General features: G+C 40.2%; 25 protein-coding genes and 1 riboswitch. Of the genes, 5 read left to right on the top strand and 20 right to left on the bottom strand.

Going from position 1 to position 26,339, the window contains the following annotated elements:
* Window positions 1–205: 205 nt before the first annotated feature.
* From QMA08_RS20065 to xerD, 6 genes are all read right to left on the bottom strand, one after another.
* Window positions 206–388: a hypothetical protein gene (locus QMA08_RS20065; protein WP_010553261.1), complete on the bottom strand. Its 183-nt coding sequence runs from the start codon at window positions 386–388 to the stop codon at window positions 206–208.
* Between the two features lie 321 nt (window positions 389–709).
* The gene (lysS, locus tag QMA08_RS20060) at window positions 710–2,245 is read right to left on the bottom strand and encodes a lysine--tRNA ligase (protein ID WP_002961420.1); all 1,536 of its coding nucleotides are present in this window, start codon (window positions 2,243–2,245) and stop codon (window positions 710–712) included.
* Between the two features lie 26 nt (window positions 2,246–2,271).
* Window positions 2,272–3,370, bottom strand: a protein-coding gene (prfB, locus tag QMA08_RS20055) for a peptide chain release factor 2 (protein WP_100218355.1) whose coding sequence is annotated in 2 segments (ribosomal slippage) — window positions 2,272–3,294 and window positions 3,296–3,370 — 1,098 coding nt in all. Because the reading frame shifts where the segments join, the coding sequence is not laid out codon by codon here.
* 144 nt (window positions 3,371–3,514) lie between these two features.
* The gene (recJ, locus tag QMA08_RS20050) at window positions 3,515–5,236 is read right to left on the bottom strand and encodes a single-stranded-DNA-specific exonuclease RecJ (RefSeq protein WP_290175322.1); all 1,722 of its coding nucleotides are present in this window, start codon (window positions 5,234–5,236) and stop codon (window positions 3,515–3,517) included.
* 78 nt (window positions 5,237–5,314) lie between these two features.
* Window positions 5,315–6,043, bottom strand: coding sequence for a bifunctional protein-disulfide isomerase/oxidoreductase DsbC (dsbC, locus tag QMA08_RS20045; RefSeq protein ID WP_002961417.1), 729 nt, complete (start codon window positions 6,041–6,043; stop codon window positions 5,315–5,317).
* 63 nt (window positions 6,044–6,106) lie between these two features.
* The gene (xerD, locus tag QMA08_RS20040) at window positions 6,107–7,033 is read right to left on the bottom strand and encodes a site-specific tyrosine recombinase XerD (RefSeq protein WP_002961416.1); all 927 of its coding nucleotides are present in this window, start codon (window positions 7,031–7,033) and stop codon (window positions 6,107–6,109) included.
* A gap of 94 nt (window positions 7,034–7,127) precedes the next feature.
* Between xerD and fldB the strand changes: the two genes are divergently transcribed.
* The gene (gene fldB, locus QMA08_RS20035; RefSeq protein WP_024605911.1) at window positions 7,128–7,649 is read left to right on the top strand and encodes a flavodoxin FldB; all 522 of its coding nucleotides are present in this window, start codon (window positions 7,128–7,130) and stop codon (window positions 7,647–7,649) included.
* Window positions 7,650–8,033: 384 nt separating this feature from the next.
* Here the strand turns inward: fldB and QMA08_RS20030 are convergent, their stop codons facing one another.
* From QMA08_RS20030 to QMA08_RS20015, 4 genes are all read right to left on the bottom strand, one after another.
* A complete protein-coding gene (locus QMA08_RS20030) occupies window positions 8,034–8,501 on the bottom strand; it encodes a YHS domain-containing (seleno)protein (RefSeq protein ID WP_182780187.1) in 468 nt (155 codons plus the stop codon).
* A gap of 137 nt (window positions 8,502–8,638) precedes the next feature.
* A complete protein-coding gene (locus tag QMA08_RS20025) occupies window positions 8,639–9,085 on the bottom strand; it encodes a DUF2147 domain-containing protein (RefSeq protein WP_290175321.1) in 447 nt (148 codons plus the stop codon).
* Window positions 9,086–9,223: 138 nt separating this feature from the next.
* A complete protein-coding gene (locus QMA08_RS20020; RefSeq protein WP_290175320.1) occupies window positions 9,224–11,233 on the bottom strand; it encodes an alpha-amylase family protein in 2,010 nt (669 codons plus the stop codon).
* Window positions 11,234–11,389: 156 nt separating this feature from the next.
* Window positions 11,390–12,088 (bottom strand): methyltransferase, encoded by a 699-nt coding sequence (locus tag QMA08_RS20015; protein ID WP_138489641.1) that lies wholly within the window; start codon window positions 12,086–12,088, stop codon window positions 11,390–11,392.
* Window positions 12,089–12,163: 75 nt separating this feature from the next.
* Between QMA08_RS20015 and srmB the strand changes: the two genes are divergently transcribed.
* Complete coding sequence (srmB, locus tag QMA08_RS20010) at window positions 12,164–13,390, top strand: ATP-dependent RNA helicase SrmB (protein WP_002961405.1); 1,227 nt, start codon at window positions 12,164–12,166, stop codon at window positions 13,388–13,390.
* Between the two features lie 273 nt (window positions 13,391–13,663).
* Complete coding sequence (locus QMA08_RS20005) at window positions 13,664–13,984, top strand: BON domain-containing protein (RefSeq protein ID WP_002961403.1); 321 nt, start codon at window positions 13,664–13,666, stop codon at window positions 13,982–13,984.
* 575 nt (window positions 13,985–14,559) lie between these two features.
* On the opposite strand, the gene QMA08_RS20000 is transcribed toward QMA08_RS20005, so the two are convergent.
* The gene (locus QMA08_RS20000; RefSeq protein ID WP_024596180.1) at window positions 14,560–15,516 is read right to left on the bottom strand and encodes a mechanosensitive ion channel family protein; all 957 of its coding nucleotides are present in this window, start codon (window positions 15,514–15,516) and stop codon (window positions 14,560–14,562) included.
* 120 nt (window positions 15,517–15,636) lie between these two features.
* Window positions 15,637–16,416, bottom strand: coding sequence for a peroxide stress protein YaaA (yaaA, locus tag QMA08_RS19995; RefSeq protein WP_007376480.1), 780 nt, complete (start codon window positions 16,414–16,416; stop codon window positions 15,637–15,639).
* A gap of 225 nt (window positions 16,417–16,641) precedes the next feature.
* Here yaaA and tal point away from each other — a divergent pair, with 225 nt between their 5' ends.
* Window positions 16,642–17,592 carry a transaldolase gene (gene tal, locus QMA08_RS19990; protein ID WP_002961397.1) on the top strand — a complete coding sequence of 317 codons (951 nt, stop codon included), beginning with the start codon at window positions 16,642–16,644 and terminating at the stop codon, window positions 17,590–17,592.
* Between the two features lie 234 nt (window positions 17,593–17,826).
* Window positions 17,827–18,015 carry a DUF3545 family protein gene (locus tag QMA08_RS19985; RefSeq protein ID WP_002961395.1) on the top strand — a complete coding sequence of 63 codons (189 nt, stop codon included), beginning with the start codon at window positions 17,827–17,829 and terminating at the stop codon, window positions 18,013–18,015.
* Between the two features lie 107 nt (window positions 18,016–18,122).
* Here the strand turns inward: QMA08_RS19985 and ung are convergent, their stop codons facing one another.
* The 8 genes from ung to QMA08_RS19945 form a co-directional block, all read right to left on the bottom strand.
* Entirely contained in the window at window positions 18,123–18,785 is a 663-nt protein-coding gene (ung, locus tag QMA08_RS19980) for a uracil-DNA glycosylase (protein WP_290175319.1), read from the bottom strand.
* Entirely contained in the window at window positions 18,782–19,642 is an 861-nt protein-coding gene (locus QMA08_RS19975; protein ID WP_290175318.1) for a cobalamin-binding protein, read from the bottom strand. Before QMA08_RS19975 ends, ung begins: the two co-directional genes overlap by 4 nt.
* Window positions 19,642–20,241: a cob(I)yrinic acid a,c-diamide adenosyltransferase gene (cobO, locus tag QMA08_RS19970; protein WP_007376484.1), complete on the bottom strand. Its 600-nt coding sequence runs from the start codon at window positions 20,239–20,241 to the stop codon at window positions 19,642–19,644. Before cobO ends, QMA08_RS19975 begins: the two co-directional genes overlap by 1 nt.
* A complete protein-coding gene (locus tag QMA08_RS19965) occupies window positions 20,234–21,718 on the bottom strand; it encodes a cobyric acid synthase (RefSeq protein WP_290175317.1) in 1,485 nt (494 codons plus the stop codon). Before QMA08_RS19965 ends, cobO begins: the two co-directional genes overlap by 8 nt.
* A 4-nt stretch (window positions 21,719–21,722) precedes the next feature.
* Window positions 21,723–22,727 carry an iron ABC transporter permease gene (locus QMA08_RS19960; RefSeq protein WP_290175316.1) on the bottom strand — a complete coding sequence of 335 codons (1,005 nt, stop codon included), beginning with the start codon at window positions 22,725–22,727 and terminating at the stop codon, window positions 21,723–21,725.
* A gap of 1 nt (window position 22,728) precedes the next feature.
* Window positions 22,729–23,541, bottom strand: coding sequence for an ABC transporter ATP-binding protein (locus QMA08_RS19955; protein WP_290175315.1), 813 nt, complete (start codon window positions 23,539–23,541; stop codon window positions 22,729–22,731).
* Window positions 23,542–24,152: 611 nt separating this feature from the next.
* Window positions 24,153–24,287: riboswitch (cobalamin riboswitch) on the bottom strand.
* Window positions 24,288–24,348: 61 nt separating this feature from the next.
* The gene (locus tag QMA08_RS19950; RefSeq protein ID WP_002961381.1) at window positions 24,349–25,281 is read right to left on the bottom strand and encodes a porin; all 933 of its coding nucleotides are present in this window, start codon (window positions 25,279–25,281) and stop codon (window positions 24,349–24,351) included.
* Window positions 25,282–25,447: 166 nt separating this feature from the next.
* The gene (locus QMA08_RS19945; protein ID WP_002961379.1) at window positions 25,448–26,320 is read right to left on the bottom strand and encodes a LysR family transcriptional regulator; all 873 of its coding nucleotides are present in this window, start codon (window positions 26,318–26,320) and stop codon (window positions 25,448–25,450) included.
* Window positions 26,321–26,339 lie beyond the last annotated feature (19 nt).

Genomic DNA, 26,339 nt, shown 5'->3' with positions numbered 1-26,339 from the left:
ATTCGAACCCTCGATAGAGCTACAAACTCTATACTCCCTTAGCAGGGGAGCTCCTTCGGCCACTCGGACACCTCTCCGTCTTGTGGGGCGTATAATAAAGATTTCAGAAAATATGTCAAACACTTTTCTACCAAAAACGACTATATGGTTACAGATTGCACATATGCTTGGTTTAAAAGTGTAATTAGTTTGAAATTTAAGCGGGTTACGTATTTTTATTTGAAGGATTAACACCTAGCACGGGAACTAAGTCATCTGTTAACTGAGCCAAATACTGTTCTTGGTAACCTAATTGTTGAAATTCAGCGATACAAGCACGGTAGTAAGCGTTTCGTTCTTGCTCTGATGTGCATTCTTCTGATAAATCATCTACTCGTTTGTCTTTCATACTATTATTCTAAGTCCTTTAAGAATCTATATTTAACTGCTAAATACCAGCAGTGTAAATTTCGTGCGTATTCTAGCTAAAACCTTTGTACAAACACAACATATGTTTAAAAAACAATCATACTAAAAAGTTATAGCACTGTTAGTTTTAATATTTAAAACTTCCAATAACAATAAGTTAGTGAAGCTGAATTGCACATTAATCAGCACTAATAATTACCTTTAATTTTTAGTGTAGTACTTATTAATTAAAACACTAATTATAAGCAAAAAAACGCCGCTATTAAGCGGCGTTTATTAACTTACTTCGTTCTACTAAAGATTAGTCAGCTTGTGGACGCATATGCGGGAACAAAATAACGTCTTTAATTGTTGATGAATCAGTAAACAACATTACTAAACGGTCAATACCAATACCTTCACCAGCCGTTGGCGGTAAGCCGTACTCTAGTGCGCGTATGTAGTCTTCGTCGTAGTGCATTGCTTCATCATCGCCTGCGTCTTTCTCTTCAACTTGACGAGTAAAGCGCTCAGCTTGGTCCTGTGCATCGTTAAGCTCCGAGAAACCATTTGCAAGTTCACGGCCGCCAACGAAAAACTCAAAACGGTCGGTAACAAATGGGTTTTCGTCGTTACGGCGTGCAAGTGGTGACACTTCCCACGGGTAACCAGTAATAAACGTAGGTTGAATAAGCATGTGCTCTGCTGTTTCTTCAAATATTTCACACAAGAACTTACCTGGACCCCAAACACAGTTTTCAGGAATTTTAACGTGCACTTGTTTAGCGTACGCTTTTAACTCTTCAAAGTGGTTTTCTGGGTCGTTAAATACCGCAGCATCAAACTCAGGGTTATATTTTAAGATAGCATCCGCCATACTTAAACGTGTAAACGGTTGGCCAAAGTCGTATTCAACTGAATCGATAACTTCGCCGTTTTCGTCTTTAGTTGTATTAACTACAATTGCACTACCTAGTACGTTTTCTGCAACAGTACGTAGCATGTCTTCGGTGATGTTCATCAGGTCGATGTAATCAGCGTATGCTTGGTAAAATTCAATCATTGTAAATTCTGGGTTGTGACGTGTAGATAACCCTTCGTTACGGAAGTTACGGTTAATTTCAAATACACGATCAAAACCACCTACCACTAAGCGCTTTAAGTAAAGCTCTGGCGCTATACGTAGGTACATGTCGATATCAAGCGCGTTATGGTGAGTTACAAACGGACGCGCAGATGCACCGCCAGGTATAACCTGTAGCATAGGTGTTTCTACTTCCATAAAGTCACGGTCTGCTAAAAAGCGACGAATACCTTCAACCACTTGTGAACGAATGCGGAATGTTTCGCGCGTTGCTTCGTTAGTAATTAAGTCAACATAACGTTGGCGGTACTTTGTTTCTTGATCTGATAAGCCATGGAATTTTTCAGGTAACGGACGAAGTGACTTAGTTAGTAATTGATACTCAGTCATTTCTACGTATAAATCGCCTTTACCCGATTTATTTAACGCACCTTTAACACCTATAATATCGCCAGTGTCTAGCTGACCATATTTTTCTTTAAGGTCTTTTTGAACATCTTTAGATGCATACGCTTGTACACGACCTTTCATGTCTTGAATTACAAAAAACGGTCCACGCTTTGCTAAAATACGTCCAGCAATAGACACAACTTCTTGTAGTTCAACTAATTCTTCTTTGCTCTTATCACCAAACTGGGCTTGCAAATCAGCCGTGTAATGCTCACGACGGAATTGGTTTGGATGACCGTTGGCTGGGCAATTTTCGCGTATCGCGTCTAACTTGCCGCGACGCTCAGCGATTAACTTGTTTTCGTCTTGGATTTTATCAGTCATTTTTTAGCTCTTTATTAGCTTGGTGGTTATAGGCCAGATTTAAGGCTGGCTTCAATAAATTTATCTAAGTTACCGTCAAGTACCGATTGGGTATTGCGGTTTTCAACGCCTGTACGTAAATCTTTAATACGTGCGTCATCAAGTACGTATGAACGTATTTGGCTACCCCAACCTATATCAGATTTAGCGTCTTCTTGCGTTTGTTTCTCAGCATTTTGCTGCTGTAGCTCAAGCTCAAATAATTTAGCTTTTAATTGCTTCATCGCTTGGGCTTTATTTTTATGCTGTGAACGCTCGTTTTGACACTGCACTACGGTATTTGTTGGTACGTGAGTAATACGAACCGCCGATTCGGTGGTATTAACGTGCTGACCACCCGCGCCTGATGCACGGTAAACGTCTATACGTAGGTCTGACGGATTAATATCAATTTCAATATTATCGTCAATCTCTGGGTATACAAACGCAGAAGCAAATGAGGTATGACGACGACCACTTGAGTCAAACGGGCTTTTACGCACTAAACGGTGAACGCCTGTTTCTGTACGTAACCAACCGTAAGCGTATTCCCCAACAAAGCGAACTGTTGCGCCTTTAATACCGGCAACATCACCGTCGGTTGCTTCAACTAGCTCAACTTTAAAGCCTTTAGCCTCGCCCCAACGTAAATACATACGAAGTAGAATGTTACACCAGTCTTGTGCTTCAGTGCCGCCAGAACCCGATTGTAAATCAAGGTACGCATCGTTTGAGTCATGAGGACCTGAAAACATACGACGAAACTCTAAACCTTCTAACTGCTCGTTTAGATCGCTAAGTTCGCTTTGTGCTTCATCAAAGGTATCTTGATCTTCAGCTTCTACAGCAAGTTCAAGTAGACCTTCAACGTCGTCAGTACCGGCTACAAGGTTGTCGATTGTTTCAACAACAGCCTCTAATGCTGATTTTTCACGGCCAAGCGCTTGTGCGCGTTCAGGCTCATTCCATACGGCTGAATCTTCAAGTTCGGCGTTAACTTCTTCTAGGCGTTCTTGTTTAAGAGCGTAGTCAAAGGTACCCCCGAAGCAATTCAGTACGTTCGCGAATTTCCTTGATTTGGTTAATCACAGGATTCACTTCAAACATGTACATCACTCCAAAATGGCTAGGTAATTGCGCCCCTTTACATGGGATTTTCGCAACAAATTATCGTCAAATGATAAAAACGCCCGATTTTAACAAAAAACCGCGCGCTTTATTAGCCTTTTATGCATGATTTGTGCATATTTTTTAGTGCACTTTTTCAAGCTCTCTAACTATTAATTGCAGCGTAAATTTACCTCTAAACTCATTTATATCGAGTTGATAGGCTATTTTTACAAATTTCGCTTCAGTGTCGGGCCATTCTTTTACATCAATACCAAAGGCAATGGCGTCAACTAATCGCCCTGATTGATGCTTTAGCACCAGCTTTAAATGCTTTTCGCCGACTATGCGCTGCTGTATTACTTCAAAGGTGTGCTCAAACACAGGCTCAGGAAATTGCTGCCCCCACGGGCCCGATTGCTTTAATAGCTGGGCAAACTCCATCGTAAAACAGTCGTTTGGCAGCTCACCGTCGGTAAATACAATACAGCGCTTATTTTCTTCACTCAGTTGCGCACTCACGGCAGCATCAAATGCTTTTTTAAAGTCATTAAAGTGTTGCTCATTAATACTTAAACCAGCGGCCATTGCATGGCCACCAAACTTATTAATTAAGTGTGGGTCGGCTGTATTTAGCCCTTCGAGTAAGTCGCGCATGTGCAACCCTTCTATAGAGCGGCACGAACCTTTTATTTCACCATTTTCGCCACCAGCAAATATAACGGTTGGTCGGTGGTACTTTTCTTTTAAGCGACCAGCCAAAATGCCAATAACACCTTGATGCCAATCGTCTTGAAACAAGCAGATTGCATCAGGGACGTTATCGTCGCTAAATGCGAGTCTATCAAGCACGGCTTGCGCCTCGGCTTGCATGCCTTGTTCTATTTCGCGCCTTGCAAAGTTTAAGCTATCGAGCTCGCCGGCAATACTACGTGCTTGGTTTATATCGGTGCTAAGTAAGCATGCTATACCCAAACTCATGTCGTCTAATCGCCCTGCTGCATTTAAACGCGGGGCAAGTGAAAAGCCAAAGTCGCTTGCGCTTAAGCGCGCAGCATTGCGGTTAGCCACTTCAATGAGCGCGGTAATGCCTGGACGTGTTTTACCACTGCGAATACGTGCTAAACCTTGATGTACTAAGGTGCGATTATTTGCATCAAGTGCGACCACGTCAGCAACCGTACCAAGCGCTACAATGTCGAGCAAGTTAGCTAAATTAGGCGGCGGTTGCTGCTCAAAATAACCAAGGTCTCGCATTACGCTTCTTAGTGCTATTAATAAGTAAAAAGCAACGCCAACGCCTGCTATAGATTTAGACGGGAAGTTACATTCGTGCCTATTTGGATTTACTATTGCATCGGCATTTGGCAGCTGCTCACCTTGTAAGTGATGATCTGTTACCAGCACTTTAATACCAACCGCTTTTAAAATATCAATACCAGCAATACACGATATGCCGTTATCTACGGTGATCACTAAATCAGGCTTTATTTGTACTATTTGCTCTGCAAGTGCGGGGCTTAAACCATAACCTAAGCTAAACCGGTCAGGAATTAAGTAATCTAAATGCTTAAAGCCAAACATCTCAAGGCCTTGCATTAATGTTGCAGTACTTGTTGCACCATCAGCATCAAAGTCACCGACTATTAATATTTGGCTTTGCGTCTTTAATGCTTCAATTAATAAATCGCTGGCTTTGTCGATATCTTTAAACAATTTAAAGTCGTGAAGCGTAGCTACGCTGTTATTTAGCTCGTCGGCATTAAATACATTGCGGTTAGCATAAATTTGTTTAATTACAGGGTGTAAATTACTCGGTAGATGCGAGTCGTCAACGTTTTCACGCGCAATGATTAGTTTTTTCATGCAGAGTTTTAACTTATTGGGTCGTATTAAAAAGACAAAAAAAGGCCATTAAGGCCTTTTTATTAGCTATAAAACGTATTACGACGCTTTGTTAGCATCTAATGCTGCTTTTAGTGCTGCTGCTGGCTGGTAACCTGGGATCATCGTACCATCTTCTAAAATAATGGCAGGTGTGCCGCTAATACCAAAGCTTTGACCAAGCTGATAATGCTCTGCAACCGGTGCGCTGCAGCCTGCAACTACTTTAGTGCTTGTACCCGACTTAGCTTCTGTTAGTGCTTCTTGCTGATCGCGTGCACACCATACGTTCATTAAATCGGCGTAGCCTGAACCTTGTAAGCCACCACGTGGAAACGCAAGGTACTTAACGGTAATACCCGCATCAAGTAAATCGTCTAACTCGCGATGTAATTTACGACAGTAACCACAGCTAATGTCGGTAAATACGGTAATACTGTGTTTTTCGTTTGGTGCTTTGTACACAATCATCGAATCTTCGTATTCTTTAATGCCCTCAACACGCACGCCGTTTAATGCTTGCTCTGTTAAGTTGTTACGATTATTTAAATCGATTAACGTACCTTGCATTAAAAATTGACCATCTGGACTTGCGTAAAGCACGCCCTTATTAGTGATCAACTCTTTTAAACCCGCTACTGGGCTTGGGTTAATTTGCTTTACAGTTACACCAAGCTCGGCAAATTTAGTAATAATAGGATCATTAGCATCTGGTGTTACAGCAACGCCATTTGCAAATGCACTAATACTTGTGCACAACATGGCACCCGCTAACATTAATTTTTTCATAACTTCTCTCTATCCTAAAAATACTTAATATATTGACCGGCTTAATAATATTTACTTTCAAACTTACGCTCGCGGATGATGCTCTGCGTGTACCGACTTTAACCGTTCATTGGCAACATGGGTATAAATTTGCGTCGTTGATAAATCGCTATGGCCCAACATCATTTGTACCACACGTAAATCTGCCCCATGATTTAATAAGTGCGTAGCAAAAGCATGGCGCATGGTATGGGGCGATAATGGAGACTCAACTGATGCCAAAATAGCATAGTGTTTAATTCTATGCCAAAAGGTTTGTCGCGTCATGCCTACTCCACGCTTAGATGGGAACACAAAATCAGTGGCGTGTTTTATCATTTGTGCACGCCCACCCTTTAAAAATTGCTCCAGCCAATACATGGCTTCTTCACCCAATGGCACTAAGCGCTCTTTGTTACCCTTGCCTTTTACAAACACCACCGCTTGGCGCAAATTAATTTGCTCCATACGAAGCCCAACAAGCTCACTTACACGCAACCCCGTTGCATAAAGTAGCTCTAGCATGGCTTTGTCGCGCAGCCCCATCGCTTCTTCTGTGTTGGGCGCATTTAACAATGCCTCAACTTCAGCTTCTGAGAGTGTTTTAGGTAACGACTGTCCGGCTTTTGGTTGAGCAATGTTTAGCATGGGCGAATCACTAATTATTTTTTCGCGCACAAAGTACTGATAAAAACGCTTTAGCGCACTAATGCTACGTGCTGTACTGCGTGGTTTTAAACCTAAATCAACTCGATGGGCTAAGTAGCTTTCTATGTCTAGCCCCGTTACCGTCATTAAATTTTCGCCCTTTAAAAATAGGCAAAACTTATCTAAATCACTGCGATAAGCGCTTAATGTATTTTCGCTTACGCCTTGTTCTAAGTACAGGCTATCTAAAAAGGTTTCTAGGTAGTCGCTATTACTGCTCATACTGCTGTTATTTTCAAAAGAATCGTCAGATAGCGTTGTCACATTATGCTCTCATGCTTTGCTAAGGTATCAATTAAAAATACCTTACGGTAAACTTGAGCCTATCATATCAGGCAATTACACAGTGATAAATACGATGCAAATTGGTTTATTTTTTGGTTCTACTACGTGCTACACCGAAATGGCAGCAGAAAAGATTCGCGACATTATTGGTGCCGATATAGTTACCCTGCACAATATTAAAGACGAGCCACTAAAAAATGCAGAGCAGTACGACTTTATCATCTTTGGTATTTCAACATGGGATTTTGGTGAAATACAAGAAGACTGGGAGTCAAAGTGGGACGACATAGCCGACGTAAACCTAAACGGTAAAACCATTGCTTTATTTGGCATGGGCGATCAGCAAGGTTACGGGCAATGGTTTCAAGATGCCCTAGGCATGCTACACGATGAAATAAATACGCAAACATTTACTCAACTTGGTTTTTGGCCAAATGACAGTAGCTACGAGTTTGAAGCCTCAAAAGCATTAACCCCTGATGGTAAACAGTTTGTTGGTCTTGCGCTCGACGAAGACAGCCAATACGAGCTAAGCGATGAGCGTATTGCAACATGGGTTGAACAGGTAATGACTGAATATAGCGAAACGCTTTAATTAATTAGCTAATAAGTAAAAAGCCCGCAACTAGTTTAGTTGCGGGCTTTTTAACTAGGGTCTGTTGATCTTTTAAGGTTAAATTTACAGCAGTCTGTTTGGTATTTAGGCAAGGCAGAGCCTATGCAGTGTGGTTATTCCCCATAAATGGGCGATAACGTAGCATTAATGCCAAACAGGCGCTGCCCAAAGGGTTCTTCCTAGGGGCGATCAACTCTTTGTTGCCTACATGGATGTAGGTAAGGGGCGTGAGCAGGACGCGGAAGCTTTGCTCGGTTTTTACTTAGCCCACTAGGTTACAAATCTCGCGCCGCGATTAAATAGCCCCTAGTTTGAACAAATTTTAATCCGCAAAGTTCAACAGACCCTAATAATATGAGTAATTTATTGAAACGTCATAACATTGGTCGTTTGTGGGTAATATCCATCAGCCATCACAATGTACGGCAATAAATTACTTAACCATTTTTGTTGTACGCTTTGGCTGTAATTTAAGTAAAGCTTACCTTCGTGAATATAAAATGCTTCTGGGTCTATCCCTACAGCATTCCCCTCATCAGCCATTGCATAAGCGCACCAGCCACCGTATTGCGGAGCATAACGCTTTGGGTTTTCTGCAAATGCCGTTTTGTTTTCTTCACTCGAAAAATGCCAGTCGGCACCTAAATAACTAAACGTATATTTGTCATTGCCTTTAACGGCTTTATTTTGGGTAAAATAAGCAACACTGTCGTACCCTTTAATAGCCGTGTTATTAAACCAACCCGTGTTTACAGCATCATCCTTTGCGTTTGCCGCACCGCTTATTAACAGTGTGCTAAGCATTATTAAAGCAACTATGTACTTAATCATATTTTACCCTTTTATTTACTCAAAATTTTATGCCAATTAAATATGGCAGGCTTAGTGAGTAAGAAAGGCAAAGTGCAAAAATGATTTCAGTTAATGCTTAATTATTTAACGTTTAGTAATTAAGTAAGTAGTAAAACTTACTCTACTCTTAGCCAATATTGGTTTCGGTAAAAAAAGCCAATGTAACCGCGCACTTCGAGCTTTTTACCTTCATCTTGTGGGGTTAATTGTAAGGTGTAGGTTTTACCATTTGTTGGGTCGAGTATTTCTCCGTCTCCCCAGGTGCCATCATTTTGTGCTTTTACATCAGTGATTATGGTCATTCCTAAAATAGGCTGATCTTTTAGCTCATCATCACACTTACTGCATATATCGTTTTGTTTTGCAGGGTTAAGAATAGTTTCAACTTTGCCGCTTAATACACCGTTGGTTTGGGTAATACGTACATACGACTTAGCTTGGTTTGTATCCTCATCAATTGTTTTCCAAAGGCCTACTGGGGTCATGGCTGCCAGTGCACTTTGGCTTGCCAAAACAACCGCAGAGAATGTACTTAGTAGTATTATTTTATTTAATTTTTTCATTGTGTTGTCTTAATTCAATGTAACTAATGAGTGAATCATAACAGGTGATTTATAAACACACTATGAAAGAACAGTACCTAAAAAACCTAAACTAATAATCATTAGCTTAGGTTCAAATATAGGCTTTTTATTTATTTTTTAAAAACTACGAATGGTTACACTTGAGTTATTAAACTCAAATTTATTAACTTTACCGCATTGCGCCATATGATTAGTACTTGTATAAGGTGTATTGTTTTGAGCAATAGCAGTCTCCCATCCTTGGCCATTTTTAATGAATGCTTTTAGTTCAAACCATCCATTAACCGCTTTACTGCAATCCATATCCACATCAAGCATCCAATAGTGTTCGCCCCATATATTTAATGGTGTTACACCAAAACCATCTGTGTTTAGCGTTTTTTCAGCGCCCCAACCTGCAGGCCAAACATTCGTTGTCCAGTCGGTAGCAGAACCTTCTGCTTCGCTACTTTGTCCATTTTCTATACCATACCAATCAAGGTAGTTATCATTTGCTTTCCAAGGGCTTGTTGTCACGTTTTTTAAATTATTATGACGAATAGGCATTGCACACTCAAAATTACTTGTTTGGCAATTTCGACCAAGGTTTGCGTTTGCATAAGCGTGGTCAATCCCACCGCGCAAAAACATATCTTGTCCACTTTGTGTTTGTGCATTAATAAAAATAACCGTGCGTTGCCAGTCACTCCCTGTATTTGGCACAGAGCTTGTATTTAACTTGGCATTTTTATGAATTGCCATTGCATCCCAAGCGCCAATATTAAGATTAATAGTACCGTCGGAATTAACCGTTATAACCTCACCACTACAATTTTTAGCATCAGCCGACAACTCGCCTTTTAACACATTACAGTATTGCCCTGGCGCCATATCGGTTTGCACAGTTGCACTAAGTGTTGAGTCTTCTTTGTTAATAGCCATATGACCCGAGCTACCTCGGCCAAATGAAATTTGATTATTTGTGTTATCCCACCAGTTTGTTACTGCCCAATTGTCGGCGGTGTTATTTCTAAAATCGACCCCGCCTGCAATATATGACCAGCGATGTTCACACTTCCAATTACTAGCAAAACACTCTAAGTTACCATTATTATGTACAGGTACATTTGGCCCACCAGCATCTGTATCACCATGAAAATCATAACTCGACATTACTTTTGGATAACCGTACGGATAAGCCAACATAAATACATTGGCTAAGTCATATAAGCGGCCATCCTCAAAGGTAATTACATTACCAGCGCCGCCGTGCCCGCGCTGATTGTCGTGATTATCTACAAAAACCACCGCAGAAGAGCTTGGCATAAAGCCCCACCCTTCGCCAAAATTACTCAGCCATGCAAGCGAGCCGTTTCTAAAGGTGTTACCAAGCTCAGTGCTATATTTAAATTCAGTTACTAAACCTGTGCTTAAATATTCAGAGGCACCAACAGCCTCCCCACCTTGATCAATCACTTCTTGAAAAACCACTGGCGAGCCATTTACTTTAGCCATTAAACTTTGGATATCGCTTGCTGCAACATGTTTAGAAGCATCAAACCGAAAGCCTTTTACGCCAATAGCTTGCAAGTCGTTAATATATGCTGCAATGGTATTTTGCACATAGTTTGAAGCGGTATCTAAATCGGCAAGTCCAACGAGTTCACAATTTTGTACTCGGTAGCGATCGTTGCCATAGTCAGAGCTATTAATGGTACAACTTTCATGAAAATCTTGTGGGCTATAAATAGGAAAGCTTTTATTACCAAAACTATTTCCCGCTGTGCCAGTGCCACTTCCTGCTGCCATATGATTAATAAGCGTATCAACGTAAATATCAACCCCAGCTGCACTACAGCGATTTACCATATCGATAAACTGCGCACGGTTTCCGCCACGACTTTGCAGTCCATAACTTACTGGCTGATAACGTGTCCACCATTGGCTTCCTGTAATGTGCTCATTAGGCGGCGAGACCTGTACTGCAGCGTAGCCTTTTGGTCCTAGGTATTGCTCACATTCTTGCGCTACATCTTGCCAATTCCATTCAAACAAATGCACAAATGTGGTGGGCGTAGCTGTGGCAATACTCGGTAAGAGCAACCCTAGGCTTAAACCTGCGGTGGTGATTATTTTATTGAGTTTCATAGTGTGTGATCCAACTGTTGAGCGAGCAAAACAACTACTCGATGTTATTTACAAGTGGTTAACACTAGATTGAGAATTGATTAAATAAAAACTGAATACGTATGCATAATAGGTAAATTATCCTTTATTACTAGATAACCTACATAACTTGGCAATTTACATTTTCAAATAAAATGCTTTGCACAGGGCTATATAATCAGCGGTGTAGGTATTATCTAAGTTTCTAATACACAGGGTTGATGATTCTAAATCGCTTTTTACGTAGCTAAATGCCATTAAACTGCGGCTAATATCTTTATTAGGCGTGGCTTTTACTTGGCAGTGAGCATTTAAATAAAGCCCATTTTGAGTAGCAAGCTCAATAAATAATGCACCTTCAACGCTTGGGAGTATTAAGCTAAAGCGAGAGCGGCTATGGCTTAAGCGTTTAAAGGCATTAATTAACTCTTCAAAACTTAAGCCGTCGGTATGGCGTGCGGTATTACGCGCAGCATTATCGCCTTTTAAACTGTGATTAAAATACGGTGGATTAGAGATAACAACATCAAATTTAACTTCACTACTAAAGCTTTGAATAGTTTGGTGCTTAATACTTATTGTTGGCCACGGACTATTAGCTACATTTTGTAATGCTTGGGTATAGGCGCTTTCGTCAATTTCTACCGCAGTTATATCAAGCTCATTACTGCGCTGCTTACACATTAATGCTAGTAAGCCGGTGCCTGTGCCTATATCAAGTAATGACTTTGCACCGCTTAAATTAGCCCATGCGCCAAGCAAAATGCCATCGGTAGAAACTTTCATTGCACAGTGGTCGTGTTCAACTTTAAATTGTTTAAATACAAAACCAGACATTTTTTCACCTTTTCATTCACCAAGCGCAGCATAGCGCGTATAATCAGGGTAATTGTCCCTTATTTTAGACACTCTATGCAATTTTCTGAATTTGATCTTGATAACAAGCTACTCGATGCCATTAATAAAATGGGCTACGAGACGCCAACCAGCATTCAACAACAAGCTATTCCTGAAGCACTACAGGGGCGCGATATTTTAGCATCTGCGCCTACTGGTACAGGTAAAACAGCGGCATTTTTAATTCCGGCTATTCAGTACTTACTGGATTTCCCACGTCGTGATCCTGGTTTTGCGCGCGTCCTCGTTATGACCCCGACTCGTGAGTTGGCTTATCAAATTCATGAACAATGTGAACTGCTAGCTAAACGCACACACCTAAAAATTGGTGTAGTAACAGGCGGTATTAACTACGGCACGCATAAAGAAATTTTTGAAAAAAATAACGATATTTTAATCGCCACACCAGGTCGATTAATGGAATACCTAGAAACCGAAAACTTTCATGCTGAACACGTAGAAATGCTTATTATCGATGAAGCAGATCGCATGTTAGATATGGGTTTCAAAAAAGAAATGAGCCGTATTTGTGACGAAGCTAAAAATCGTCGCCAATGTTTTTTATTCTCAGCAACACTCGAAGGTGACAGCGTAGAAAGGTTTGCTGAAAAAACATTAAACGACCCAGCTCTATTAGAAGCTGAATCGTCACGTAAAGAAAAAGCTAAAATTCACCAGTGGGTACATTTAGCCGATGACTATCATCATAAACTAGAGCTTTTAGTAAATACCTTAAATGGTCCAGACGTGACTAAAGCAATTGTGTTTGTTAAAACCCGTGAGCGTTTAGAAACACTGATTGGCGAGCTAACCAATAATGGCGTTAAAGCAGCTTGGTTACGCGGCGAAATGCCACAAGACAAACGTATGAAAGCCATGGAAAACTTTCACAGTGGCAAAACACGTATATTAATTGCGACCGATGTAGCCGCACGTGGTATTGACGTATCTGACATTAGCCACGTTATTAACTTTGATATGCCGCGCACTGCCGACGTATACGTACACCGTATTGGTCGTACTGGCCGTGCTGGTAAAAAAGGGATTGCAATATCATTAGTTGAAGCACACGACATTGGTATTTTGTATAAAGTGGAGCGCTACGTTGAACAAAAACTAAAACGCCGTGTAATTAAAGGTGTTGAGCCACAACATAAAGAAGCTAAGCCGCCGGCTAAAAAGCGTAAAGATCCAGTAAAAATGAAAGCCAAGAAAAAGGCTAAGGTTAAAAAGAAAAAGTAACCTAACATATTTTTATTCTAAGCCGACTTTTGTCGGCTTTTTTAATGCAAGCCTTACAGGCTCTGGTGTTTGTACCTGTTACATATGTAACCCAAGCATGTAACTCATACTCATTTAAATGTAATTTTTGCCCACCTTAATTCCCACTTAATAAAATTACCTTATATTTCATAGCGTTAATATTGGCACCGAAATTGTAACTACAAAGATAACCTAGCCGATGGAATTTCCATTTTGTGGCTGCACTATTCACCGTAATGTAAGGATTAAGTTATGAACCGCTTCAAGTTAACTATCGCTTTAGTATCATTTTGTTGTTTATTTTTATTAGCTTGCGCTACAAAGGTAAGTGCAGCAACCAATATGGCCGTAGTAAGCAGTGTAGCCACTCAACCTAACCTACAACAAACTATCACCAACACCCTACGAACTAACCCTAACCTAGCGTTAAGTGATATTCGTGTGCAGGTAAAAAATGGTGAAGTAGATTTATACGGTGAAGCACAAACTGGTTTTCAGCGCGCACTAGCTCAAAAGTTTTTAGAAAATATAGATGGGGTTAAAATCATTCGTAACAAAATTAGCGTTATTTAATACGTACCACAAAACCTATTTGTATAACTAATTCATAAGCGCGGCTTGTTACTCCAACACAAGCTGCGCTTTTTTATATTCAGTTTAAGGCAAGTTTTGCAGCTGTAAAAAAGATAAAATAAAGCCTAAGCAATACGATTATTCCTCCCCCTAAAACGATAGCTCACACTTATACTTAAGAAGATAGATTTAGAATTGACGCTAGCGTGTTTGTCTTTGCTCTTTTAACCCTTAAGTTAACCCAATTGATACTGAAAAAGCTTACACAGATTCTTTAGCCGACCTAACGGGCTTAAAAAGGATGATTTATTTAGTTATTGAAATAGATGAGAGCGTTATTTCAGAGTGTGCGGCAAGGCAGTAAAAAAATCGTTGGGTAAACACTAATCTTACTTGTTAATACTCCCATGGCCAAACGCAACTAATCAGAATTGATATTCAATAAACACAAACTAGATATTTAAACTTTTAGCTAATAATCCGTTTATAAAAAAAAGCGCAATTTTACTCTGTAAAAATGCGCTGTTGGTAAGTAACTATTTCCCAATGCTTTTGCCTAATGAGTTTTAACTAAATTACTCACTTTGGCTAGAGTCAGCACCGTCGCTACTGTCTTTATTGGATGACTGCTGGCTTATTTTATCGCTTATCATGGCATCGAGTTTTTCACCGCCTTTAATGCCAAAGTCGAGCGTACGAATTGGGAAAGGAATACTAATATCAGCTTCATCTAGTGCTTGCTTAACGGCAACAACACCTTTGTGGCGTACCGTCATAAAGTCAGGCTCGCCTGGGTATTTAATCCAAAACCACACCAGTAAGTTAATGCTGCTGTCGCCAAAACCTTCAGCGTATACAGCGGTTTCGTCTTTGCGTATTACAAAGTCAAATTCGTTAATTTTATCGACTATAACGTCTTTTGCTTTTTCTATGTCGTCGCCATACGAAATACCTACAGGTACTTCTATGCGCCTTATACCTAGCGTGGTGTAATTTTTTAGTACATTTCTAAATAAGACTTTGTTTGGTACAAGTATTAGTTGCCCGTAAAAACTCTCTATTAGCGTGTTACGTAGGTTTATAGAATGCACCGAACCAAACACATCATCGGTTTCTATTACATCACCTGTTTTAAATGGCTTACGTACACCCATTGCTATACCTGCAATTAGGTTTTCGGTCATGTCTTGAAACGCAAAACCAATGGCTAAACCCACAATACCCGCACCAGCAAGTAGCGAAGTAACGGTGCCTTTTAAGCCAACAAAATCGAGCGCTATAAATAAACCTATGCACAACACAATAACTTTAAATATTGACGCCATTAAATCGGCAATTTGCGTTGAGTCGAGTGAGCGGCGTAATACGTTTTTCATCAGCTTGCCAGCAAAGCGTGCCAATATTGAAAATACTATGGCAATTACAATTGCCACTATAAAATTAGGGATATGGCTGATAACAACATCAAACCACCCTCCGAGCTTTTCCTCTATTAGCTTTTCGGCTTCGCCAACTGACGGAATACTGATCATTTTGTTTGCACCTATTTAATTAATAATCTCATTAATATTAGATATAGTTGCAAATATAACGCCAGTATCAAAAAAGCCATGCAATGCATGGCTTTTCAATTGTCTATTTAAGCTTATGAGCTAATTTTGTTCGTCGCGCATAAATACCGGCTCAAGCTCTTTAACTGTTGCCTCAGGGCTAAAGTAATAACCCGCCACAGTAAACTCTTTAAGCTGACTTAATTGCGTTACTTTATTTTCGATAATGTAGCGCGCCATCATGCCGCGTGCTTTTTTAGCGTAAAAGCTAATTACCTTGTATTGACCGTTTTTACAGTCTTTAAAGTGTGGGGTAATAATTTGTGCATTTAATGCTTTTTTATCTACCGCTTTAAAGTATTCGTTTGAAGCAAGATTAACGAGGTATTGTGCGTCTTGTGCTTTTAATACTTCGTTTAGTTTGTTCGCTATTACGCTGCCCCAAAACTCGTATAAGTTTTTGCCACGCGAGTTTTCAAGCTTGGTGCCCATTTCAAGACGGTAAGCTTGCATTAAATCAAGTGGTTTTAATAAGCCGTATAAACCCGAGAGAATACGCAAATGATTTTGTGCGTAATCAAGCTCGCTAGCTTTAAGCGTACTTGCATCTAAACCGCCGTATACATCACCATTAAAGGCAAGTGCGGCTTGTTTAGCATTACTTTGTGTAAACGGCTGCGCCCACTCGCTAAAGCGTGCTGCGTTAAGCCCAGATAGCTTATCGCTAATTTTCATTAAACTGCCAATTTGCGCTGGTGTTAGTTCACGGCATACTTTCATGAGCTCTTCGCTGTGCTCTAGTAATTCAGGCTGAGTGAACTTGTCTGTTGCGGGTGGCGTTTCGTAATCAAGATTTTTTGCAGGTGAAATAACAGTGATCATAGTTAGCTATTGACTTGTAATTTATTTAGTGTCAATTTCAACATTAAATGAAACGAAAAGCACGTTTTGTTTAAATAAATCCTCTCTTAATAACCCATGCATTGCCGTTTTTCTATTGATAAGGACATAAGACCTATCAAGCATTGTCACACTGTTGCAGTATGGATTGTATATATTAAGAGTGATTAGATTTTTCTTTTAACTTGCTTGGAATGAGGAAAGCAAATGACTTCAGCTCTACAAAGGCTAAAACAACATTCATCTATCGTAGCCGACACTGGTGATATTGAAGCTATTAAAAAGCATCAACCAGAAGATGCAACTACAAACCCGTCGCTTTTATTAAAAGCGAGCGAGATTGAAGCATATAAGCCTTACCTAGATAAAGCTTGGAGCTATGCAAAAGAAACCGAGCAAGAGCCAGCTAAACAACTTGAACTAGCATGTGATTACTTTGCCGTGTTACTTGGTAAAGAAATTAGTGAGATTGTACCTGGTTATATTTCTACTGAAGTAGATGCACGCCTTTCGTTTAATACGCAAGCGACTATTGATAAAGCACATACTCTACTTAGCCTTTACGAAAAAGAAGGTGTAAGCAAAGATAAAATTTTAATCAAAGTAGCGTCTACATGGGAAGGCATCAAAGCCGCTGAGCAGCTAGAAAAAGAAGGTACTAAATGTAACCTTACTTTATTATTTAGCGATGCCCAAGCTCGCGCGTGTGCCGATGCAAACGTATTTCTAATTTCGCCATTTGTTGGTCGTATTTTAGATTGGCATGTTGCTAACGGTATGGAAAAACCAACCGATCCGCTACAAGATCCAGGTGTTCAGTCTGTACGCAGCATTTTTGAATTTTACAAACGCCATGACTACAAAACAGTTGTGATGGGTGCAAGTTTCCGTAATACAGGCGAAATTATTGCTCTTACTGGTTGTGACAAGCTAACTATTAGCCCTAATCTTTTAGAAGATTTAGGTAACCTTGAAGGCGCACAGGAATACTTGCTAGAAACAGATATTCCTAAAGAGCCAAAACCAGAGCCACTTACAGAAGCGCAGTTCCGTTGGTTACATAACCAAGATGCTATGGCTACTGAAAAACTAGCTGAAGGTATCCGCTCTTTTGCTGATGCACAAGAACAACTAGAAGCGCGTTTTAAAGCAATGTAATTTGCTATAATCGTGTTTTAGAAAACGTCGCAATAGCGGCGTTTTTTATACCTAAAATACGCTACCCCTCTATATAATCTTCATATCGACTTCATATCGACTTCATATAATCTTCGTATAAACCTTCATCAATTAATCACACTTATGTAACATAACTGTCACTTTTTTATTCTATTTTAACTAGGCCTGTGGTATAGGTATTCTTGAGGTCAATAAAATCAATAGGAGAAGTTCATGGATAGCCTAAACGATATATTAGAGATATTAGAAGGACCAGATACAACAAGAAAAACCTCTCAGAAAAATAAAAAAAGAAAATGGCGTGAAATAGAAGCAATAAAAGACAAACAGCGCCTACGTAAAGAACTACAAGAACTAGACTACTTTACAGACAGTATTGCAATTGATGAGCTCGATTTTTGATTCAATACGCCCCAACTAAACAAAAAGGCTTCCACTATATGGAAGCCTTTTTTAATGCACTAAAGATAGCTGCATGAGATAAATTTATTATTAAAAGCTCAGGTTATTTACACCTGCCAGTTAATCGGCTTATCTTTTTGGGCTTGTAATAGCTCATTCGTTTGTGAGAAATGCTTACAACCAAAAAAGCCTCTATGCGCCGAAAGCGGCGATGGGTGCGGCCCTTTTAAAATATGATGGCGAGCGCTATCTATGCCTTTACCTTTTTTTTGTGCATGTGCCCCCCATAAAATAAATACCACACCTTCGCAGTGCTTATTAATATGGGCAATTACATTATCGGTAAATTGCTCCCATCCTAAATGCTTATGTGAATGCGCTTGCCCTTGCTCAACGGTCAATACGGTATTGAGTAAAAACACGCCCTGATCTGCCCAGCTTTGCAGGTAACCATGCTCAGGAATAATAAACCCGCTAATATCGACAGCTAACTCTTTGTACATATTTTTAAGCGACGGTGGCAACTTTTTTACATCAGGCAATACCGAAAAACACAAGCCATGCGCTTGCCCTTCTCCGTGGTATGGGTCTTGTCCTAAAATTACAACGCGGATGTCATTTAGTGCTGTGGCATCAAAAGCACTAAATACTTGAGGTTCAGACGGATAAACAGCAACACCTTCATTGCGGCGATTAGCCACATACTCTAACGTTTGCTGCATGTAAGGTTGCTGTAATTCACTTTCTAAAAATGTAGCCCAATCGCTCATTGTGTACTCTTAATCTGGTTACGTGATGCGTCTATTTTATCACACATATCCGCGAGTCCATCTAGCATGCGCGGAGTAAAACGATGTAATAAATCGGCATTTACGCTAATAAATTGATCGTTTTTAACTGCAGGCACTTCTGGCCACTTTTGCCAATTAACAACCGGCTGTGGCGTTTTTGATTTTTCATCAGGGATAATAATAACTTGTGGCTTAGTAACAATGACATTTTCGATACTAATTTGCGGGTAATCTGTAACGCTCTGTGCAAATACATTGCTTACATGGCATGTTTCAATCAGTTGGCTTATCCACGTATTTTTACTTACTGTCATCATGGGCTCAGCCCATAACTGATAAAATCCGGTAATATTTTTTTTATCTTGCTGGCTTTTAACAATCGCGTTTAGTTTTTGTGTAAATGCATTTGCCGCTTGCTGGCTTTGCTCAATATTCCCTGTAAATTCACCAAAAGTAAGTAACTCGTCGGCTACACCAGCGATTGTGGTGGGATTACTCAAATACACTTTTATACCCAGGCGCTCTATTTGGGCTAAATCTTCGCTTTGGTTTCCGCTTTTCCACGCAATTACTAAATCAGGTTTAAGCGCCAATACTTTTTCAAGCGAGATGCCATAATAACCCCCTATGCGCTCAATACTTTGGGCTTCAGCAGGGTAGTCGGCGTAATCAACTGTGCCCACAATATTATCGCCCGCCCCTATGGCAAATAGGTTTTCGACTATATGTGGTGCAAGCGCGATTATTCGCAGTTTTTTAGAATCATTAGCCTGCTCTGCAAGTGCACTGCCCGATACACTAAAAAGCAGCAGCCCAATAAAAAACGCTTTAAACATTAGTAATCAAACCCTTCAAGCGCTTTTATGCCTGAGTCGAATGCATGTTTTACATTACGCACTTCGCTTACCGTGTCGGCAAGGTCGGTTAAAGTACGATGTGCTGCACGCCCTGTAATAATAACTGACTGCATGGGTGGGCGGTTATTAAGGGCAGTTACTACTTCATCTAAATCTACGTAGCCGTAAGTCACCATATACGTAAGCTCATCGAGTAATACTAAATCAATACTGCTATCAGCAAGCATACGTTTTGACTCTTGCCATGTTGCCTGCGCGGCTGCAGTATCGGCTTCTTTATTTTGCGTATCCCAAGTAAAACCGGTGTTCATTACAACAAACTCAACGCCTGCACCTTGTAATAAATTACGCTCGCCACATTCCCAAGTACCTTTAATATATTGGCAAACGGCTGCTTTTTTACCATGCCCTACGCAGCGTGCTACAACGCCAAAGCCTGAGGTTGATTTACCTTTACCGTTACCGGTAATTACCTGAAAAATACCTTTTACATCTTGTGCGGCAGCAACACGTGCATCCACTTGTTCTTTTACTTTTTGTTGACGCTGCTTATGCTTATCGTTGTTTTGTTCAGTCATTATTGTGCCCTTCATAAATCGAGATAATTTGCTGTATGTTTAAATGCGTTTCGCACATGGTTGCTAATCGTTCTAACTGCTGCTCGCGATGAGTGGCAATACTAATTGGGTTAATTGAGGCGCTTGGTTTTACCCATTTTAAAATTTGCGATGTAGCATCGGCTTCATCAAATAAGCCATGTAAATAAGTGCCCGCAATGGCGTTATCATCGCTAATAAAGCCATCAAACGTAAAGCCATGTGGGTGGCTTTCATCAAAGGTTAAAAATGGCTTATTAAGCGCTGCACCTTGGCTAATTCCTGCATGTATTTCGTAACCACTACAGGGTGTTTGTTGGTTATTTAAAAGCAGTGTAGCGGTTATTTTAGTTAATACTTTTTGCGCTGTCAGCGTGGTTTCAAAATCGCACAGGGCAAGCCCATTTACTTGCTTTAATGATGACTCAATACCCTCAGGATCGTTGATTGTATTGCCTAGCATTTGCATGCCGCCACAAATACCAAGTACTTTACCACCATAGCGTAAGTGGCGTTTAATTTGAGTGTCCCAACCTTCATTTTTCAAAAAATTTAAATCGCCTAGCACATTTTTACTGCCAGGGAGAATTATCAGATCAACGTCTGGGATCGTTTGCGTATGGCGCACATAATTTATATTAATGTTTGGGTGCAAACGCAGTGCATCAAAATCGGTGTGGTTACTAATGTGTGGTACAAGTAGCACTGCAATATTAATTGAGGCGTTGGTTACGTTATTATCAATTGCGACGGCGTCCTCGGCATCAAGCGCAAGGTCGTGTAAATAAGGTAATACGCCAAGTACGGGTTTGTTTGTGTATTCTTCAAGCCAATCAAGCCCGCCTTGCAGCAAACCTATATCGCCTCTAAAGCGGTTTATAACAAAGCCTTTTACGCGCGCCTGTTCTGACACGCTTAACAACGCAAGCGTACCTACCAAGTGTGCAAACACACCACCTTTATCAATATCGGCAATTATAATAACAGGGCAATCTACCTCTTCGGCGTAACCCATATTGGCAATATCGTTTTCACGCAGGTTTATTTCAGCAGGACTCCCTGCCCCTTCAACAAGGAGTAAATCAAAGCGTTTAGCTAAGCGGTTATGTGAGGTAATTACTGCATCCATCGCCACTTTTTTATAGTCGTGATATTTGCCCGCTTCCATATTACTAATGGCTCTTCCATGAATAATCACTTGTGCGCCTGTATCGCTATTAGGTTTAAGTAATATAGGGTTAAAGTCTATTTCGGGCTCTACTTTAGCTGCTATTGCTTGCAAAGCTTGCGCACGACCAATTTCGCCGCCATCTTTTGTTACTGCGCTATTAAGTGCCATATTTTGTGGTTTAAAAGGCGCAACCTTTACCCCTCGCTTAGCAAATACCCTGCAAAGGGCTGCAACTAGGGTACTTTTACCTGCGTCGGAAGTAGTGCCTTGCACCATTAAGGTTTTCATGGAATTACACCCTTCGCTTTCTAAAAAACAATAAACTTAAAAAGAACACACTACCAATAGCAGCAGTAATAACGCCTACGGGCAGTTCTTGGTTTTTCAGCAATGAGCGCGAAAGTACATCAACCCACACCATAAATGTACCGCCCACTAAGCTGGTTACTAGCAATCCCGCGATGGTGCCTTGGGAGATAAAAAAGCGCACAATGTGCGGTACCATTAATCCTACAAACCCAATACCACCACACATAGCCACCAACACAGCGGTAATTAATGAGCTCAAAACCAGCATAAGTACTCTAAAACGCTGGACCCTAACACCTAATGTAATTGCGCTTTCATCGCCAAGTAACATCGCATTGAGTTGCCTTCTAAAGCTCAACATTACAAACGTACACAATGTAATTACCAACAAAGGCAACCAAAGCGTAGCCCACTGCGCACGCGCAAAGCTGCCCAGTGTCCAAAATAAAATAGCGGCTACTGCCTGAGGGTCGCTCCAATAAAGCAACAAGCTGGTAAATGCACTAAATAAAAACGATAGAGCGACGCCTGCTAATAACATTGATTCTACCTGTGCACTTTGCTGCCTACCTGCAATAAGTATTAATAAACTCATAGAGAGTAAGCTGCCCAATAGTGCTGCTGCCGACAACATAAAACCTGCGCTAATGCCTGCTAATGCCATAAGTAACACCACACCAAATGAGGCACCCGACGATATACCAAATAAGTAAGGATCGGCTAAAGGGTTACGCGTTACCGTTTGTAAAATAAGCCCCGCAATTGCTAAGCCAGAGCCTGCTAAAAAGGCGAGTAATGTGCGTGGCATTCTTAGTTCAAAAATAATACGCGTATTAAAAGACGCCTCATTTGAGAGCAAAAAACTATTAAGTACGTCTTGAAGTGAGGTCTCTGCTGCACCAAAACTAAGTGCTGCAAATAAGCTAAATAAAGCAGCTGCAACACTGATGAATAGCGCAAGTGAGTGGCGATTATTAACTGCGCTCATATTATTCGTAACCATAAAAGTAAGTGATATGAGGGATGCTATTTCCCGACTTCGATATTTGCGGGTGGTTATTTACTTGGGCGCAGACACCAAAAACGTCGCCTAGCATGTTTTCGGTTAATACCTCACTTGGCGTGCCTGTATGTGTAATTTCACCATTTTTAATAACCACTAGTTCATCGCACATTGCAGAAGCTAAGTTTAAATCGTGAAATGATGCAAACACCGTTACACCCAACGATTTAGCAAGCTCCATTACCTGTATTTGGTATTTAACATCTAAATGGCTAGTTGGTTCGTCCATTATTAACAACTGAGGTTGCTGGACTATGGCGCGGGCTATCAAGGCACGTTGCTTTTCACCACCCGAAAGTGACTCAAAGCTTTGATCGCTATGATCTGCCAACCCTACAGTGTTGATAGCTTGGGTAATTTTTTGTTTATCAATGTTAGTTACCGAGCTAAATAGCGATTTATGAGGCGTTAGCCCAAGCGCAATAACATCAAATACGCTTAAGTTAAATTGCGACGGAGTTTCTTGCAAAACAACCGCTACTTTTTTTGCGTACTCATCGCTTTTTAGCTGCCAAATATCGGTGTTGTTAAACTCTACAACTCCATCACTGGGTTTATTAAAACGATATAGACAACGCAATAAGCTCGATTTACCTGCGCCATTGGGGCCAATTAAACCAACAAATTTACCTGTGGTTATTTTAAGGTCTATTTTTTTGAGAATCGTTTTATTGCCAATACCCCACGATACGTTTTTAACATTTAGTAATGGTATATTTAATGGCGTTTGAGTGTGCAATAGTCAGTCCTAGGCTAGGGTCTGTTGATCTTTCAAGGTTAAATTTGCAACAGTCTGTTTGGTATTTAGGCAAGGCAGAGCCTATGTAGTGTGGTTATTCCCCATAAATGGGCGATAACGTAGCATTAATGCCAAACAGGCGCTGCCCAAAGGGTTCTTCCTAGGGGCTATTTACTCTTTGTTGCTCGGTTTTTACTTATTCTTACATGGATGTAAGCCAGTAGGGTAACGCAGGAGCAGTTACCGAGCCCACTAGGTTACAAACCTCGCGCCGCGATTAAATAGCCCCTAGTTTGAACAAATTTTAATCCGCAAAGTTCAACAGACCCTAGGTGAAACTCACTAAAAATGCGATAAAAATACTAATGCACTACAAAAAAAATGAGTAAACCCGCTCGTTACAAGAATTCATACCAATTGCATTAAATTAGTGATTTATTATAGCGACAAATAAATAGCTTAATAACAAGGCGGAAATTATGACATATAGTTGTTATCACTAATTGCTCCCTGCATTGCTCTACCTCCTGCATCCATGCAGTCGTATATCAATAATTTTTAACGAAGTTAGTTAGTTAGTTATTTAGTTCGCTAGAAAGATCATGTTTTTAATAAAATTGGTATTATACCATTTGTATCTGACTTAAAGCTTTGCGCTAATTACAGTTGCGGGAACAGTCGAGGACTCGCACCTCATTCCAAATGAAGCTCTATTATGGGCGGCTAAGTAAATAATTTAAAGCAAAAAAAACCGCACTCAAAAGAGCGCGGTTAAAAAGGGAGTGTTTTAACTAATTTAGCGAATAGTTAAAACTTATATTCCATACCTAAGCCTACGTAGTCTTGGTCAACGTTGTTGTCCATATCGAAGCTTGAGTAAAAGCCAAATACTTTAATGTTTTTATTTAATTTGTGATCAAGACCAACTGATATTGCTGACTTATCGTCGCTGTCGTCAAAGTCCATGTCTTGGTATTGCACTTTAAATGTGTTGTTACCCATGCTGTAAGCTGCATTTAGTAGGTAACCATCCGCTTCTGCGCTGCCGTCAACTTTTTCTTGTGTTTGGTACATTGCACCTAACTTAAAGTTTTCAACTTTACCTTGGATTGACGCGCGTACTACATCGTAGCCATTTACTTCACTATCGGCTGCGATAGAGGCATATACTGCGCTCTTTTTAAGTGCCACGTCACCGTAAGTAACCGCCATTGAGTAACCGTTATCAGCGTCTACATCATCTTCAGCTACAAAAGTAGCAAGTACTTTAAAACCTTCGTATGAGTTTGATGAATAACTAACTGTATTTCCTAAGCGGTTTTCACCTTTAAATACATTTTTAATATCGCCTTCAAGGTCGTTAAACAAGTCTAACTTACCTTGAGATTGTTTAAGCGCAGTATCGTTACGACCAATAACCACTTGGCCAAACGCACCTTTTAAACCAACGTATTGGTTACGCGCAGAAATATTGTCGTCGTTATCGCCTTTTGAATCAGCATCAGACACATCAACTTGAAACTCAAACTTATATACCGCTTCTAAACTATCATTTATTTTTTCAGAACCTTTAACACCAAGACGAGATGCATTACTTTTTATCTCAGTAAAAGACCCTTCGCCGTCATCAGATGATTGCACTGTTACATTCGCTTTACCGTAAATGTCTACATCAGCAAGTGCATTAAAAGATAAACCACTTAATAGTGCTAAGCATAAGCTCGATTTTACAAATTTCATGTTATTTCCTTGGATAATCACAAAAGACTAATTTTTAAAACTGCTGTATTTTGTCACCGCTAAATGACAGTAATATTACAATGGAAATAATAATGTCTTTTTTTATTAATAAAAATGCATTAAATGTGAAATCAAAATAACATGAAAGCTTAATAAACGGCCGAACTTACTTACTTTGCTTTAATGACAAGCTTGGCGTCATTTGCGATAGTAAATTAACTAAGGTTTCTATTAGCTCTTTTTGCTCGTTGTCTCTGTGATACGCTATAAACACGTCTCGCGAGGTATTTTCTACATCTTTAACATGAAATAGTTCACCTTTTTCTAAATGTCCTTCTACCAATACTTGAGGTATAAACGCACTGCCGCCACATTGCAGTATTAAATCAAGTGCAATACGTCCTGTGCTAGTTCTAAAATAAGGAGGGGTTTTTCCAGTAAACTGGCGTGCATGCCAAAGTGAGAAAGTAGTTCCCCAATCAACATATACATACTGATTATCAAAAAAGTTTTCGTTCGTTGCAGTGTCGTATCCGCTTACGGGAATGATTGGCAACTCACAAATTCGCTCTACCACTAACTCGTCTACTTTTGGTGGATCAAACAATATTGCCAAATCAAGCGTGCGTTCTAATAACAGCCGAGTGCTTTCTTGTTGTGCTTTAACTTCTGCGACTAATGACACCCCCGGCATCGCCGATACAATATTTGTTATACCAAACTGTAAAAAAGCATCCCAAATATTAGGCGTTCCTGCTAAGCTAATTTGCTTATGCATATTATCGGCAAGCGCAACATCCACTTTGGCACGTTGCATGCCCGTAATAATCATTTGTGCATGGGGTAATAAGCGCTCGCCAGGTGCTGTAAGTTGAATGTTATTACGCTGGCGAATAAACAAATTAACACCAAGCCCTTGCTCTAATTGGCGAATTCTAAAGCTCACTGCAGACTGCGTAATATAAAGGTTTTCGGCCGCTTTACCAAAGTGACGCGTGCGCACTACCTCAACGAATGTTTTTAATAAATCGATATCCAATTTTTTATCCTCACGATAA

This window comes from Pseudoalteromonas sp. APC 3355, from assembly GCF_030407615.1.
GTDB classification, from domain to species: domain Bacteria; phylum Pseudomonadota; class Gammaproteobacteria; order Enterobacterales; family Alteromonadaceae; genus Pseudoalteromonas; species Pseudoalteromonas distincta.
Note: the sequence above shows the minus strand (reverse complement) of the source record. Positions and strands in the feature narration are given on the sequence as shown.